Source organism: Pseudomonas sp. TH43 (assembly GCF_016650635.1).
Classification (GTDB): Bacteria; Pseudomonadota; Gammaproteobacteria; order Pseudomonadales; family Pseudomonadaceae; genus Aquipseudomonas.
Map to the genome: position 1 here is coordinate 972,355 of NZ_JAEKFI010000001.1, position 13,959 is coordinate 986,313.

At 58.7% G+C, this 13,959-nt stretch carries 13 protein-coding genes and 1 pseudogene; 6 read left to right on the plus strand and 8 right to left on the minus strand.

The window, feature by feature from the left end; translation table 11 throughout:
• The first annotated feature begins 555 nt into the window (after window positions 1-555).
• Window positions 556-1,452 (plus strand): bestrophin family protein, encoded by an 897-nt coding sequence (locus JFT81_RS04345; RefSeq protein WP_201204384.1) that lies wholly within the window; start codon window positions 556-558, stop codon window positions 1,450-1,452.
• Here JFT81_RS04345 and JFT81_RS04350 read toward each other — a convergent pair.
• The 5 genes and pseudogenes from JFT81_RS04350 to JFT81_RS04370 all read right to left on the minus strand — a co-directional run bounded on the left by JFT81_RS04350 (window position 1,437) and on the right by JFT81_RS04370 (window position 5,774).
• A complete protein-coding gene (locus tag JFT81_RS04350) occupies window positions 1,437-3,080 on the minus strand; it encodes a SulP family inorganic anion transporter (RefSeq protein ID WP_201226257.1) in 1,644 nt (547 codons plus the stop codon). The genes JFT81_RS04345 and JFT81_RS04350 overlap by 16 nt on opposite strands.
• A gap of 102 nt (window positions 3,081-3,182) precedes the next feature.
• Entirely contained in the window at window positions 3,183-4,463 is a 1,281-nt protein-coding gene (locus JFT81_RS04355; RefSeq protein ID WP_201226258.1) for a serine/threonine transporter, read from the minus strand.
• Window positions 4,464-4,717: 254 nt separating this feature from the next.
• Window positions 4,718-4,888, minus strand: coding sequence for a hypothetical protein (locus JFT81_RS04360; RefSeq protein WP_201204391.1), 171 nt, complete (start codon window positions 4,886-4,888; stop codon window positions 4,718-4,720).
• A gap of 47 nt (window positions 4,889-4,935) precedes the next feature.
• Window positions 4,936-5,129, minus strand: a pseudogene (locus JFT81_RS04365) (hypothetical protein).
• A 273-nt stretch (window positions 5,130-5,402) separates the two neighbouring features.
• The gene (locus tag JFT81_RS04370) at window positions 5,403-5,774 is read right to left on the minus strand and encodes a hypothetical protein (protein ID WP_201204393.1); all 372 of its coding nucleotides are present in this window, start codon (window positions 5,772-5,774) and stop codon (window positions 5,403-5,405) included.
• Between the two features lie 325 nt (window positions 5,775-6,099).
• Here JFT81_RS04370 and JFT81_RS04375 point away from each other — a divergent pair, with 325 nt between their 5' ends.
• The 5 genes from JFT81_RS04375 to JFT81_RS04395 all read left to right on the plus strand — a co-directional run bounded on the left by JFT81_RS04375 (window position 6,100) and on the right by JFT81_RS04395 (window position 10,409).
• Window positions 6,100-6,483, plus strand: coding sequence for a tautomerase family protein (locus JFT81_RS04375; RefSeq protein ID WP_201226259.1), 384 nt, complete (start codon window positions 6,100-6,102; stop codon window positions 6,481-6,483).
• Window positions 6,484-6,691: 208 nt separating this feature from the next.
• Complete coding sequence (locus JFT81_RS04380) at window positions 6,692-7,216, plus strand: cysteine hydrolase family protein (protein WP_201226260.1); 525 nt, start codon at window positions 6,692-6,694, stop codon at window positions 7,214-7,216.
• Window positions 7,217-7,356: 140 nt separating this feature from the next.
• A complete protein-coding gene (locus JFT81_RS04385; protein ID WP_201226261.1) occupies window positions 7,357-8,325 on the plus strand; it encodes a 2-hydroxyacid dehydrogenase in 969 nt (322 codons plus the stop codon).
• A gap of 226 nt (window positions 8,326-8,551) precedes the next feature.
• Complete coding sequence (locus JFT81_RS04390; protein ID WP_201226262.1) at window positions 8,552-9,619, plus strand: phosphotransferase family protein; 1,068 nt, start codon at window positions 8,552-8,554, stop codon at window positions 9,617-9,619.
• A gap of 22 nt (window positions 9,620-9,641) precedes the next feature.
• Window positions 9,642-10,409 (plus strand): SDR family oxidoreductase, encoded by a 768-nt coding sequence (locus JFT81_RS04395; RefSeq protein ID WP_123532129.1) that lies wholly within the window; start codon window positions 9,642-9,644, stop codon window positions 10,407-10,409.
• 114 nt (window positions 10,410-10,523) lie between these two features.
• Here JFT81_RS04395 and JFT81_RS04400 read toward each other — a convergent pair whose 3' ends face one another.
• From JFT81_RS04400 to JFT81_RS04410, 3 genes are all read right to left on the minus strand, one after another.
• The gene (locus tag JFT81_RS04400; RefSeq protein ID WP_347340477.1) at window positions 10,524-11,117 is read right to left on the minus strand and encodes a TRIC cation channel family protein; all 594 of its coding nucleotides are present in this window, start codon (window positions 11,115-11,117) and stop codon (window positions 10,524-10,526) included.
• Window positions 11,118-12,043: 926 nt separating this feature from the next.
• Window positions 12,044-12,301: a DUF1652 domain-containing protein gene (locus tag JFT81_RS04405; protein WP_201204399.1), complete on the minus strand. Its 258-nt coding sequence runs from the start codon at window positions 12,299-12,301 to the stop codon at window positions 12,044-12,046.
• Between the two features lie 135 nt (window positions 12,302-12,436).
• Complete coding sequence (locus JFT81_RS04410) at window positions 12,437-13,927, minus strand: helix-turn-helix transcriptional regulator (RefSeq protein WP_201226263.1); 1,491 nt, start codon at window positions 13,925-13,927, stop codon at window positions 12,437-12,439.
• Window positions 13,928-13,959 lie beyond the last annotated feature (32 nt).

Below are 13,959 nucleotides of genomic sequence, written 5' to 3' on the forward strand. Positions count from 1 at the left end.
GTAACAGCTCCTTGAATCGCAGCTAATACCCGGCCCTGCCGACAAAAAATGGTCGGCAATCAGTGCACGGCAATGTCTGCTGTAGTTTTAGAAATGCGCAAGGCAGAAAAGTGCTTAGTTGCCAGACAGGCAAGCACTCAAGTGGATGAACTCCAAAGTCAATAAACGCCCCATGAGCCCATGCTAGAGGAGCGGCGGGTTCGCTCAAAAGAACCAATAACGCTTAGGTTATATCGCCCTTATCGACTGTATACAGAGCAACACAAGTGTTGCTGGAGAAACACTGAAAGCAACTAACCGGCAAACTCCAAAAACCAGCAATTTGATCATCAACGGCATCAATCATCCGGTCACTAACAGTGATTGGACGCCCTGTAAAGTTACCTATAACCTGCGCTGATCCGCCGTTTTAATTGCAGCTTTCACTGCGTCGAGACTGTCATGTCAAAGCGCGTCATCAGCGATGGTTACGACCGCAGCGTCGACTGTCCGGACAGGTCGGTGACCGACCGCTGCGACTTCCGCCATTTCGCTGCTTAACCGGGATCGCACAGCATGATCGTCAGACCCAAGGTCAATCAGTTCGCCATTCTCTTCACCCTCAAGGGTTCGATTGCCAAACGCATCGCCCTGCGCACGCTGATGGTCACGCTGCTGGCTTCGGCCATCGTGCTGATCGAAATCCTCCACCCGAGCAATTTCACCAAGGTCAATGCCACGCCGTTTACGCTGCTGGGCTTGTCGTTGTCGATCTTTATGAGCTTTCGCAACAACGCCTGCTACGACCGCTGGTACGAAGCGCGCAAAGCCTGGGGCGAAGTGATCGTGCACATTCGCTCGGTGATTCGCGAAACCCACGTCATTCGCGAGTCCGTTCAGCGCAAACCGTTATTGCTCAACCTGTGTGGATTCGCCCACGCGCTCAACGCACGCTTGCGCAGAGAAAGCGAAGCCGAGGCCAGCAGCGCCTGGGTCATGCCGATACCGGATGCGCAAACACCGGATTACAGCGCACGGATCCTGCAGCAGGTTGGCCAGCAATGTTCCGATTTGCATGAACGCGGCGATCTGAGCGAATGGCGCTACATGCTGTTGGCCAACCACCTGACCAGCCTCACCCAGGCACAAGCAGTGTGCGAGCGGATCAAGACCACGCCGCTGCCCTTCCCCTACACCCTGTTGCTGCACCGCACGATTTATCTGTTTTGCATCCTGCTGCCGTTCGCCATGGCCGAGCCGCTGGGCTGGTTGACGCCGCTGTTCACCGCCATTGTCAGCTACACATTTTTTGGCCTGGATGCGATTGCCGATGAGCTGGAAGATCCGTTTGGCCGCGATGAAAACGATTTGCCGACCGATGCACTGGTACGCACCATCGAGCGCGATATTCTCGCGGAACTCGGTGAAGAGCTGCCGCCGGCGTTGAAACCGGTCGACTACATCTTGAGTTGAGCGCGTTGCACAGCGCCATCGACGCTCAACCCGCTGAGAATTACACCATTGGCCTGCACTTCAGGCAGTTCCGCCAACGCGCTCAGCGCCTCATGTTTGAGTCGCGCCAGAATCAGCAACTTGCCTTCCTGATGCACCCGCAGGAAAAACTCTTGCAGCGCCTCGATGCTGGTGCCATCCAGATCCGGTGATTCTTCCAGACTGAGGATCACCGCGTGCAACGGTTCCTGCGAATGCCGCACCAGGCGCAACGCCGCACCGAGAATACGCTCGACGTTGGCGAAGAACAGCGCCTCGCTCGGCCGCACGATCAACACGCCCGGCTCGGAAGTCGCAGTCGGGTGGCGTTGCACATCGACAAAATCATGCCCGCCATCGATGCGCCCCAGCACCTGGATATCCGCCGCCGACAGCTGTTTGAGCATCAGCAAGACGCTGATCGCCACCGACACCAGCAACCCATCGAGCACGCCAAGCACCAGCACCGCCGCCACCGCACAAATCACCAGCACGCGATCCCGTCGCCAGACGAAGTAGCGCCCCAGCGGTTGCAAACTCAAGCCTCGACCTAATGCGTGCATGACAATCGCTGCCAGCACTGGCTCCGGTGTCAGGGCAATCCACGGCAATACCGTCAGCACGATCACCAACACCACCAACGCGGCCACCGCACCGGCCCAACGTGACGTAGCCCCTGCCGCCTCGTTCGCCGACGTCGCCGAATACCCCGCCCCCGCTGGCATGCCATGAAACAGCCCGGACAACAGATTCGCCGCCCCCAGCGCCAGCAAGTCACGGTTGGAGGTCACGCGGTCGCCGTGTTTCAACGCAAACGAGCTGATCGAGCCATAAGATTCCGCGTACAGAATCATCACCAGGGCAAAACCGACTTCGCCCAAACGCAGCCAGTCGGCGAACGGCAAGGCCGGCAGGTTTGGCAGTTCCAGGCTCAGGTCGATAACGCCGATCAGCTTCACGCCATACCCCGGCAGGTTCAACCATTGCCCCGCCGCGATGCCAATCACCACCACCAGCAAACCGCCCGGCAAACGTGGGAACCGCGAAAACAGGCCTAGCAGCACTAGCGCCATCGCCGCGACGCCCGCAGCCGGCCAGTTCCAGTGCGGCAATTGTTCCAGTAATTGTGGGGCGAAACGCACCAGATTGGCGTCGGTCAGGTGCACACCCACCACGCTGGCGACCTGCTTGAGGATGATCGTCAGCGCCAGCCCGAAGGCAAACCCGCGCAGTACCGGTTTGGCGATAAACGCAGTGACGCTGCCAAGCCGAAAAACCCCGGCCAGCAGAAACAGCGCACCCGTGACCAATACCAGACCGACCGCGAGGGTTGAACGCAGCTGCGCATCACCGCTGGCCAGCGTCGCCGTAGCCGCCGCCAGTACCGCCGCAGAAGAAGATGTCGCCGAAACAATGGCGAAGCGGCTGGTGCCAAACAGCCCGTAACAGAGCAGTCCGGCAAACAGCGCAATCACCCCGGCTTGGGGCGCCAGCGCGGCGATGGTCGAGTACGCCACCGCCTCGGGCAGAAGCAGACCGGCAATCGACAGACCGGCGAGCACATCCTGCCAGCGGTTGGGGGGGTTAACGGATGGCGGGACGCTCGACAATCCACTGTCTCCAGACGAAAAAAAGCCGCTGCATACGGTGTATGCAGCGGCCACTTTAGCTGAAATTCAACAGATCGCCGGGTGTGATCTGTTGATCTTGCCTCAGGCTGTCAGCGAATAAATCAACGCAGAGATCGCCACCAGGCCCACCGCGGTGACAAACACGTTCGACGCCTGGCCACGATAACGCGCCATCGCCGGCACTTTACGAATGGCGTACATCGGCATCAGGAACAGAATCGCCGCGATCACCGGGCCACCGACGGTCTCGATCATGCCGAGAATGCTCGGGTTCAGGGTCGCCACGATCCAGCAGATAATCAGCATGAACGCCGCGACGATGATATCCAGTGCCTTGGCGCTCGGACGGTTGCCGCTCTTGATGATCAGGCCTTTCAGACCTTCGCTCGCACCGATGTAATGACCGAGGAACGACTTGGAGATCGCCACAAATGCAATCAACGGCGCCGCGAAGGCGATGGTCGGATTGCTGAAGTGGTTGGCCAGGTAAGACAGGATCGACAGGTTCTGCGCTTTCGCTTCCGCCAGTTGCTCCGGCGACAGGGTCAGCACGCAACTGAACACGAAGAACAGCACCATCAGCACCATCAGCGCATGGGCACGAGACAGGATCTGCGAGCTGCGCTCTTCAGCGTGAACGCCGTAACGGCGCTTTTGATCGACCGCAAACGCCGAGATGATCGGCGAGTGGTTGAACGAGAACACCATCACCGGAATCGCCAGCCACAGCGTATGCAGCAAGGCCGACGGTGCGGGCACGTGCGAAGCGGTGGCGAGGATGCCGCCGTTCCAGTGCGGAATCAGGTAAATCGCCAGGAACAGCAGCGCGACGATAAACGGGTAGACCATCAGGCTCATGGCCTTGACGATCGCCTGCTCGCCGCAACGCACCACGGCCAGCAGGCCAAGGATCAGCACCAACGACAGCCAGATGCGCGGTGGCGGCGTGATGTGCAGTTGGTGCTCAAGGAAGCTGGCGACGGTGTTGGTCAGGCCGACGCTGTAGATCAGCAGGATCGGGAAGATCGCGAAGAAGTACAGCAGCGTGATCAGCGCACCGGCCTTGATGCCGAAATGCTCCTCGACCACTTCCGTGATGTCGGCGCCTTCGCGACCGGAGAGCACAAAACGGGTCAAGCCACGGTGCGCGAAGAACGTCATCGGGAACGCCAGCAACGCGAGGATCACCAGCGGCCAGAAGCCACCCAACCCTGCGTTGATCGGCAAAAACAGGGTGCCGGCGCCGATGGCCGTCCCGAACAGTCCCAACATCCAGGTGGTGTCCTGGCGATTCCAGCTCGACAGCTCGGCTGGTGCTGCTGCTTCAAAGCGTTGGTCGACGCTTTTGGCCTGATCATTCATCCGGTCGGATCTCCGCATTCCGGTCACTTGCCACTCGGTCAGAACGCGTCGGAAAAAACCGACAGACATGCTCCGGCCGAAACAGGGGCGCGATTCTCCGCGATAAATGAGCAGAAGCAAAGACTTAGCTGAGGAATGGTTGTGCGGAGCAGATCAGCGGGATGTCGTTTTTGGGAAAATATCTGTCGGCGCAAGGTATGTGTGGTGTCGTTTTCTGGCAAGCGCCAATGCCGAATGAGAGAAGAAGGTTTTGATCAGATCAATCGAGCCAGGATGAATCCAAGTGACATGCAAAAGATTCCGAAAGCCAGCATGCCCCAGACTGGATACATGTCGGCCTTATTCTTGAGACGCACTCTTTCAGCCCATTCATCGTGCTCTCGGTCTGATCGCTCCATCATGGCCTTACGGTCAAATGTGTTCATGCTGATTCCTGTTTGAGTCATGGATCTGATTGTTGTGAGGCGCCTGCTCAAAACTTGAAAAAAACACCCGCTACTGCCGTGACTGCAGTCACCACGCCACCTAATACTGCAAGCGGATACAGACTTGTTTCCCTTGTTAGTTTTTTGGCCTCCGCCAGCAGCTTTTGCCTTTCCGCCACAAGTTTGCGTATTTCATTCATTAGCCTTCGAGTTCCAGGTGTTCTCGGTCGTTCTGAAGCATGCGCCTTCCTTGGCTGTTGGCAGTGACTGCCAGGCCTACTTTGTACCCCTCCATAGTTTCGTATTCAGCACCTGCCAGATAGCGGATGAATCCGGCAGTTTTGTAGGCAATATCCGGGAGTCAGGTAGGCCGACTCATACAACGTCGCTGTAGAGACTGCTGCGGTGCCAATCGCCCCGCCGCAAGCCAGGCCTACTCCGTCGGCAGCCATTGATCGAGCACTTGGTTGCAAGACCTGATACCCATTCAAGCCGTTAAACTTGACGCTTCATATCACTGCCCAATGCAAACGGTTCTGGATTTAGTTCGGGTGCTGCTTTGACCTTCCATCGAAGGGTCTCCCTGAACATCAACACTTTCGGTGGTATTACATTCTTGCATGGCAGGTTTTGCGGTTTGTTGCTGCCAATTTCGATCCTGCTGAGCCTGCCAGTCAGCCGCCGCTTTCTTGCGCTGCTGATCGGAGATCATCATGCAGTTTGCAAAGGCAGTAGAGCCTTGGGCGTAGCCATAATTCGAACAGGTTTGCCGATCTTCCGCCGCTTGTTGCTCAGCGCTGATGCACCCGCTTAGCGTGGCAAAAGCACAAACGATAATGAAACCTGAAGTAATCGATAACACCGCAGACCGATAAGACTCATTCATATCAATTTACCCGAGATACGATCAGTAAAAGCCTCAGGGGCTGCACGTCCTGTTCCGCTTTCCTGATGCCTGTCCAAGGGCCGCATACCTATTTACAAGCAAAAATCCACAGCGTCGGCGCTGCTGGGCAGGTCACAAAATTCGGTATAGTACAGCCAACATGCAAACATCTACCGCCGGGCGATTATTAACGGCGAGCAGGAGCAAATCTGACGAGTGGCAATTATCGCGCCTGCTCGCAAAAGCCTCCGGCCCAACACTGAATACTTTCAATTTAGCCAACATCATCTAGCGTGAATGAGTCCCCTATCCACGGAGCCGTCTCATGCCTCTCGTTCGCGTCGAAATCAGAAAAAACCCCGATCCCACCTTCGCAAAACGCATCGGCGAGCAGATCTACGCCGCCATGCGCAGCGCGATCAATGTGCCGGAGCACGATAACTTCCAGATCCTCAACGAACACGACGGCGAGCATTTCATTTTCGATCCGCAATACCTGGGCATCCAGCGCAGCGACCAACTGATCATCATCCAGATCACCCTCAATGAGGGCCGAACGCTGGAGGCGAAAAAAGCTCTGTACCAGACCATCGCCCACAACCTCAATACGCAACTGGGCGTTCGCCTCGAAGACGTGTTCATCAATCTGGTGGAAGTGAAAAAAGAGAATTGGTCATTCGGCAACGGCATCGCCCAATACGCCAGTTGACAGCCCGTGGACGCCGCCAGCATGATCAGCCCCATGAACCTTCGCGCGCTGCACCTCACCCGCACCACCACGACCGCCACCGGCGGGTCGTGGTGTTTGTGCGTGAGGTAAATCCAGCGCAGCAAACCCAAGGCCCCGCCAGCAATGGACGGGGCCTTGTTGTTTCTCCCGTCCGTGCGGCAGCTTTTGCCAACCAAGGAGAAACACCATGTCCGCAGCACTGTTGATCATCGATATGCAGGTCGGCCTGTTCCATGGCCCGGAAAAACCTCACTACGGCGAACGGGTACTCGCCAACATCCGGCAGTTGATCGCAAAGGCGCGCCAGCACGATGTGCCCGTCTTCGCCGTGCGCCACACCGGCCCCGAAGGGTCACCAATTGCGGCGGGCAGCCCTTTCTGGCAACTGTTGCCGGCGCTTGAACTGGTCGCGGACGTCGACCACCTGTTCGACAAATCCAGACCCAACGCCTTCCACAACACTGACCTTGCGCAGCAGCTCACCAGGCAAGACATCAAAGACCTGTACCTCGTCGGCATGAAGACTCAGTTCTGCATCGACAGCACCTGCCGCGCCGCCGCCGATCTGGGATTCAAACCTGTACTGGTAGCCGACGCCCACACTTGCATGGACACTGCGGCACTGCCTGCCCAGGCGATCATCGACCACCACAACGCAACCCTCGGCGGCGCGTTCGCCCGATTGATCAACAGCGCCGACGTGACCTTCTGACGAAGCGCCCGCGCGCTCCCCGTTTCAGCTCCTACACTGGCTGAAACGGGGCAACGCTCGGCCATTGCCAAACCGCTCTGGAATCAGCACTCTGCAACGACTTTCGCGACCTAACCGCCATTGATCTCAGGAGCCGCGCAATGCCCGCAACCGTTCTGGTACTGGTTGAAACCATCAATGACTATCTGCCGATTCTCGAAAATCAGGGCTTTCACCTGATTCTCGCCCCCACGCCTGCCGAACGCGCGCAAGCGATCAATACTCATGGCTCGCGCATCGATGCTGTGCTGACCCGCGGCCCGCTGGGCCTGACCGCCGAAGAAATCGCCGCCCTGCCCGCGCTTAAAATCATCACGGTGATCGGCGCCGGTTACGAACACGTCGACCTGCAAGCCGCCAGTGATCGCGGGATCACCGTGACCAACGGTGCCGGAGTCAACGCCTCTTCGGTGGCCGACCATGCGATGGCGATGCTACTGGCGCTGGTGCGTGATATTCCGCGCTGCGATGCGGCGGTTCGCCGTGGCGAATGGCCAAAGATCATGCGCCCTTCACTGGCTGGCAAACGCCTGGGGATTCTCGGGCTCGGCGCGGTCGGCATGGCGATCGCCAAACGTGCGAACCTCGGCTTCGACATGGACATCAGCTACCACAGTCGGCAACTGCGCAGCGACGTGCCCTACGCGTTCTGTTCCACGCCGACCGAACTGGCCAGGGCTTCGGATTTTCTCATCGTCGCCACACCCGGCGGCATCGGCACCCAGCATCTGGTGACGCGCACGGTGCTCGATGCGCTCGGCCCGAAAGGCTTCATCGTCAACATTGCCCGCGCCAGCGTGATCGCCACGGCGGATCTGATCACTGCGCTTGAGCAACGGCGAATTGCCGGCGCCGCGCTGGACGTGTTTGACCATGAGCCGAAAGTACCGGATGCGCTGAAAATCCTGAGCAACGTGTTGCTCACGCCTCACGTTGCGGGCCTGTCGCCAGAGGCCACGCAAGGCACGGTGGAGCTGGTCGGCAAAAACCTCGTCGCGTTTTTCTCCGGGCAACCGGTCCTCACCCCGATCGCCCTCCCGCCAAGACTCAGCAGCCAGCGGGTGCACTGACGCGTAGGAGCTGCCGCAGGATGCGATTTTTTGATCTTATAAAAGCAGAATCAAAAGATCGCAGGCTGCGGCAGCTCCTGCATGAACGGTGTCTTGTGCCTATTCGAAACGCTGATTATCCGGCAACACGCTAACCTATAAGACCGCCCCGCGCTTGTGACCGCCCGAGCGCGCCATTAGATTAGCCAATGATGTCTGGCCTCCAAAATAAGCAGAAGGGATAAGCATGGCGCTTACTGACCAGTCCACCCGTATCCGCTCTGGCGAAGAACTTGATGCCAGCCTGATCGATCCGTACCTCAAGGCACACATTCCGGGTCTTGGCGGATTGCCTGCAATCAGCCAGTTTCCCGGCGGCGCGTCGAACCTGACCTACCTGCTGGAATACCCGGAACAGGAGTTCGTCCTGCGTCGTCCGCCATTCGGCCACAAAGCCAAATCCGCCCACGACATGGGCCGCGAATTCCGCATTCTCAATCAGTTGCGCGACGGCTTCCCGTATTGCCCGAAAGCCTACGTGCACTGCACCGATGAGTCGGTGATCGGCGCCGAGTTCTACGTGATGGAACGAGTCAACGGCATCATCCTGCGCTCGGAACTGCCGCCGGAACTGGGCCTCGATTCGGCGAAAACCGAAGCGCTGTGCAAGAGCTTTATCGACCGCTTCGTCGAACTCCACCGGGTCGACTACAACGCCTGCGGCCTCGGCGATCTGGGCAAACCGGAAGGCTACGTCGCCCGCCAGATCAAAGGCTGGAGCGAACGCTACGAAAAAGCCCTGACCCCGGACGCGCCGCACTGGGAAGCGGTAAAAACCTGGCTCAACGAGAAGATGCCGGCCGACCACCCGACCTCGAGCATCGTCCACAACGACTACCGTTTCGACAACGTCATCCTCGACCCGCACAACCCGATGCAGATCATCGGCGTGCTTGACTGGGAACTGACCACTCTCGGCGATCCGCTGATGGACCTGGGCAACACCCTCGCCTACTGGATCCAGGCCGACGACCCGGCGCCGGTGCAACTGATGCGCCGTCAGCCAAGCCACGCCCCGGGCATGCTGACTCGCCGCGAATTCGTCGATTATTACGCCGAGCGCTCGGGCATCCAGATCGATAATTTCGACTTCTACTACACCTACGGCCTGTTCCGTCTGGCCGGCATCGTGCAGCAGATCTACTACCGCTTCTACCACGGCCAGACCCAGGACAAACGCTTCGCGCAGTTCATTCACATGAACAAACTGCTGGAGCAGATGAGCCTGCAGGTCATTGCGAAATCGAGCCTCTGACGGCCCACACCCAGGAACCCTTATGTCCAAGACTCAGTTGTTCGACCTCGACGGCAAGATCGCTTTCGTCTCCGGCGCCAGCCGTGGCATCGGTGAAGCCATCGCCAAACTGTTGGCCCAGCAAGGCGCGCATGTGATCGTCTCGAGCCGCAAACTCGACGGCTGCCAGCATGTCGCCGACGCGATCATCGCTGCTGGCGGCAAAGCCACTGCGGTGGCGTGCCACATCGGCGAAATGGAACAGATCAGCCAAGTGTTCGCCGGGATCAAGGAACAGTTCGGCCGCCTCGACATCCTGGTCAACAATGCCGCGACCAACCCGCAGTTCTGCAACGTGCTCGACACCGACCTGGGTGCTTTCCAGAAGACCGTTGACGTGAACATTCGTGGCTATTTCTTCATGTCGGTCGAAGCCGGCAAGCTGATGCGCGAGAACGGTGGCGGCAGCATCATCAACGTCGCGTCGATCAACGGCATTTCGCCGGGGATCTTCCAGGGCATCTACTCGGTGACCAAAGCGGCGGTGATCAACATGACCAAAGTCTTCGCCAAGGAATGCGCGCAATTCGGCATCCGCTGCAACGCCCTGCTGCCGGGCCTGACCGACACCAAATTTGCCTCGGCACTGGTGAAAAACGATGCGATCCTCAAGCAGGCGTTGACCCAGATTCCGCTCAAACGCGTGGCCGACCCGAGCGAAATGGCTGGCGCGGTGTTGTATCTGGCCAGCGATGCATCGAGCTACACCACGGGCGTCTCGCTGAATGTCGACGGTGGTTTCCTGTCCTGACCCCCACTGAAACACGAACCTGTAGGAGCTGCCGCAGGCTGCGATCTTTTGATCTGTCTTTTAAAAACAAGATCAAAAGATCGCAGCCGGCGGCAGCTCCTACAGGTTATGGGGTCAGACTTGCACTTTGGGCAATTGCCAGCCGAAGTGCACCGAGAGCAAGCGCAAGGCTAAACACACCGCCCCCGCCAACAACGCCGCCGCTACCGGCGAAACACCCAGCCTGCGGCCGATGATCAACACCGCTGCCCCTACAAACGCCGAACTGGCATACAAATCCGCCTGCAGCACCACCGGTATCCGCGCCAGCACGATGTCGCGCAACACCCCGCCACCGACGCCCGTGACCGTGCCCATCAGCATCGCCACAAACGGCGTGATCCCGAAGTTCAGGGCCTTCTGCGCCCCGGCCACAGCAAACAGCGCCAGCCCCGCCGCATCCAGCACAATCAGCGTCGAACCGGACCAGCCCAGCACCTGTTGATGACAGACAAACGCCAGGCCACCCATGAAAAACGCCAACGCCGGATAGCGCCAATCCGCCACCGCATTGGGTGGCGTGGCGCCGATCAACAGATCACGGGTGACCCCGCCGCCGAGGGCAACGATGAACGCAATCACCATCACCCCAAGCAAGTCGAGCTGACTGCGCATCGCCGCAATCGCGCCCTCCACGGCAAACACCGCCGTACCGGCCAGGTCAGCCACCAGCACAATCCGCTCAACCCGGGACTTACGCCCAGCCGGTGCTATTGCGTGACGCAACGGGTAGTGGTGATGTGACGAGTGACTTGCCCGTCGACGTACATATCGCCGACGACCTCAGTGTTTTCCAGCACCTGACACGTGCGTTCCGGTGGTGGTGGAGGCGCTACGGGTGGAGGCGGTGGCGGACTGGCACAACCCGCCAACAACACAGCAAAAAAAGCCAACGGCAACACGCGTTTCCCAAGATTGTTCATAGGACGACCCGCGAGAAATGAGAGACAAACTCCCGCAATCAAACCGACCACGGAAGACCTGACCACTCATTCTTTATAGCCGAGGTGGCTGCAAGCGCCAGAAAACCGGGTGGATTGGGGGAAGTGGCTGTCGATTTCGGGGTGGGGAGCGGGAATTTGTTTGACCGTTGCGCCGCCATCGCCAGCAGGCTGGCTCCTACAGTTGGATTGAGTGCATTCAGATAGAAATGGGGCGGCCCGAAGGACGCCATCGCTGGCGAGCCAGCTCCCACAGAACAGCGGAAGCAACAGATCGCAGCCTCCGGCAGCTCACACAGGATGAGCGTTAGCTCGGCTGCAGCTCTTGATCCACAGGCCCCGTCGGCAGGCTGAGTGGAGGGGTTGAACCGGGGGGTGGGAGCGCAGCGACCGTTTGGCGCAGCCAAACACATCGAGAGGAGGTGCAGCGCAGCAAACCGTAGGCGATGCCCCCCGGATCAATCCCGGAGCGAAGGAAACCCGAGCTTTAGCGAGTGGGCCGAACGTTGGGGCAAGCGTTTTTTGCTTACTTTTTTAGGCGTTTGAAAAAAAGTGAGTCGCCGTAAGGGCGAAACCCTAAGAAGCCATTACCGCAGCAACGGATCCACCCCCAAAAGCAACAGATCGCAGCCTTTCGGCAGCTCCCACATGGGTTCAAGCCAGGTCGGGGTCTCGGGAGGAGCGCAGGGAATTGCTTTCGAGCTCATAACGCAGCTCTTCAATTAAAGCTTCGACAGACTCAGGCGTACGCAAGCCATTGAGTTTCAACCCGCTGATCACCAGATCCACCTGCCCTGACACCGGATGATAAAGCTTCACCGTCAGCGAATGATCACCATCCACCAGACACTCACACGCCAGCGGCGAAAAACTCTGCTCGAGCTGAGCGCGCAACTGCGCAAGGTTCATCATTGAGGTTGTTCCTTTAGCGGCTTCGAAGGGACACGATCACGCAAAAAAAGACACGCACCGTACCCCACCAGACTAAGAACCACCCGCCCCCATCAGAACCTCAATTTGCACCGGATCAACTAGTGCATTTGCACCCTAGCGCTGCCCCCGCCACTCACCGGAAAACAACCCTCGTTCCCGAGCCCAGACAATCGCCTCGCTGCGGCTGTGCACATCGAGCTTGGAATACACAGTCGCCACGTGATTACGCACCGTGTTCGGCGCCAGTTTCAGCCGCGCGGCGATCTCCTTGTCTGCCAGCCCTTCACAGATCAAACCCAGCACATCACGCTCACGCGCCGTCAGATCGGTGAACGACACGCTCGGCAATTGCGGCGAGTTGACCTTCTTCACATTGGCCAGTTTTTCGATCAACGTGCGGCTGAACCATGAGGCGTCTTTCATCACCTCTTCAATGGCAGCCACCAACTCAAGCTCGGTGCGTTTGCGCTCGGTGATGTCCATCAGCACCAGCAAATAGCAAGGCACATCATGAATATTCACCATGTCGGCCGACAGCGCGCACTCCAGCAAGTCGGCGTCTTTGGTGCGCACCCGCACATCCACCCGATCCACCCGGCCGTTTTTCTCAAGCGCCGCGAGCAAACGAGTACGTGCCCCGTTGTCATCGATAAAACCGATCTGCGTCACGGTTTTACCGAGCACATCGTCACTGTCGAATGTCAGCGTATCGAGAAACGCCTGATTGACGTCGAGCACTCGCTGCTCATCCGCCGTGCAGATCAGAATCGGCACCGGCGTCAGGCGAAACGCCTTGGCAAACCGCTCCTCACTCTGGCGCAGCGCCACTTCAGCCTTGTGCCGCAATTCCATGTCGACAAAGGAAAACAGCATGCAGTCTTCATCGTTGAGCACCAGCGGCTGCCCGGCGACGATCACCTGTTTGCTGCTGCCATCGGGCAAGCGCAATTCAGCCTGCATCTGCGGAATGGTCTCGACATCGCGCAGTCGCTGAATCGCCAGATCGCGCTTCTCCGCCTGCTCGTAGATATCGATCTCATAAGCCGAAGTGCCGATCACCTGTTCGCGGGTATAACCGGTCATCTCCAAAAAACCCGGATTGACCTTGATGTAACGCAAATCGCTGATACGACAGATCACCGCCGGCGCCGGGTTGGCATTGAAGGTCTTTTCGAAACGCTGCTCGGCGTTGGCCCAATCGGTGACGTCGCTCATGATCAGCACCAGCGACTCGGGCTGTCCTTCGCGGTCAGTCAGCACCATGCTGCGCACGCTGTGTACCCAGACGCGTTCGGGGTCATCCACGGCGAACACTTCAATCAGCACATCACTGAACGCCTCGCAGCGGGCCACGCGGCTGATCGGGTAATTCTCTGCGGTCAGCGAGTGATTATTGCGATAGCGCAGACTGAAGCGTTGCGCGTACTCGGTGGCGTTGTGGCCCAGCTCACCGATCTTGCTGACACCGTGCATGGCCAGCGCCGCTTCATTGGCCCAGAGGATGCTCTGATCCAGTTCCAGCAGAATCACCCCGTCGGACAGCCCGGCGATGATCTGCTGCAACTGGCGACGATTGGTTTCGGTGGTCAGGACTTCCTGGCTCATTGGATCTCCACAAGTGTTGCGCCCATGTGAAG

Excerpts from the sequence above, each read along its gene's own strand:
- JFT81_RS04405 (WP_201204399.1), bottom strand. The coding sequence starts at position 12,301 with ATGATGAACCTTGCGCAGTTGCGCGCTCAGCTCGAGCAGAGTTTTTCG.
- JFT81_RS04395 (WP_123532129.1), top strand. The coding sequence starts at position 9,642 with ATGTCCAAGACTCAGTTGTTCGACCTCGACGGCAAGATCGCTTTCGTC.
- JFT81_RS04385 (WP_201226261.1), top strand. The coding sequence starts at position 7,357 with ATGCCCGCAACCGTTCTGGTACTGGTTGAAACCATCAATGACTATCTG.
- JFT81_RS04375 (WP_201226259.1), top strand. The coding sequence starts at position 6,100 with ATGCCTCTCGTTCGCGTCGAAATCAGAAAAAACCCCGATCCCACCTTC.
- JFT81_RS04410 (WP_201226263.1), bottom strand. The coding sequence starts at position 13,927 with ATGAGCCAGGAAGTCCTGACCACCGAAACCAATCGTCGCCAGTTGCAG.
- JFT81_RS04370 (WP_201204393.1), bottom strand. The coding sequence starts at position 5,774 with ATGAATGAGTCTTATCGGTCTGCGGTGTTATCGATTACTTCAGGTTTC.
- JFT81_RS04345 (WP_201204384.1), top strand. The coding sequence starts at position 556 with ATGATCGTCAGACCCAAGGTCAATCAGTTCGCCATTCTCTTCACCCTC.
- JFT81_RS04355 (WP_201226258.1), bottom strand. The coding sequence starts at position 4,463 with ATGAATGATCAGGCCAAAAGCGTCGACCAACGCTTTGAAGCAGCAGCA.
- JFT81_RS04380 (WP_201226260.1), top strand. The coding sequence starts at position 6,692 with ATGTCCGCAGCACTGTTGATCATCGATATGCAGGTCGGCCTGTTCCAT.
- JFT81_RS04360 (WP_201204391.1), bottom strand. The coding sequence starts at position 4,888 with ATGAACACATTTGACCGTAAGGCCATGATGGAGCGATCAGACCGAGAG.
- JFT81_RS04390 (WP_201226262.1), top strand. The coding sequence starts at position 8,552 with ATGGCGCTTACTGACCAGTCCACCCGTATCCGCTCTGGCGAAGAACTT.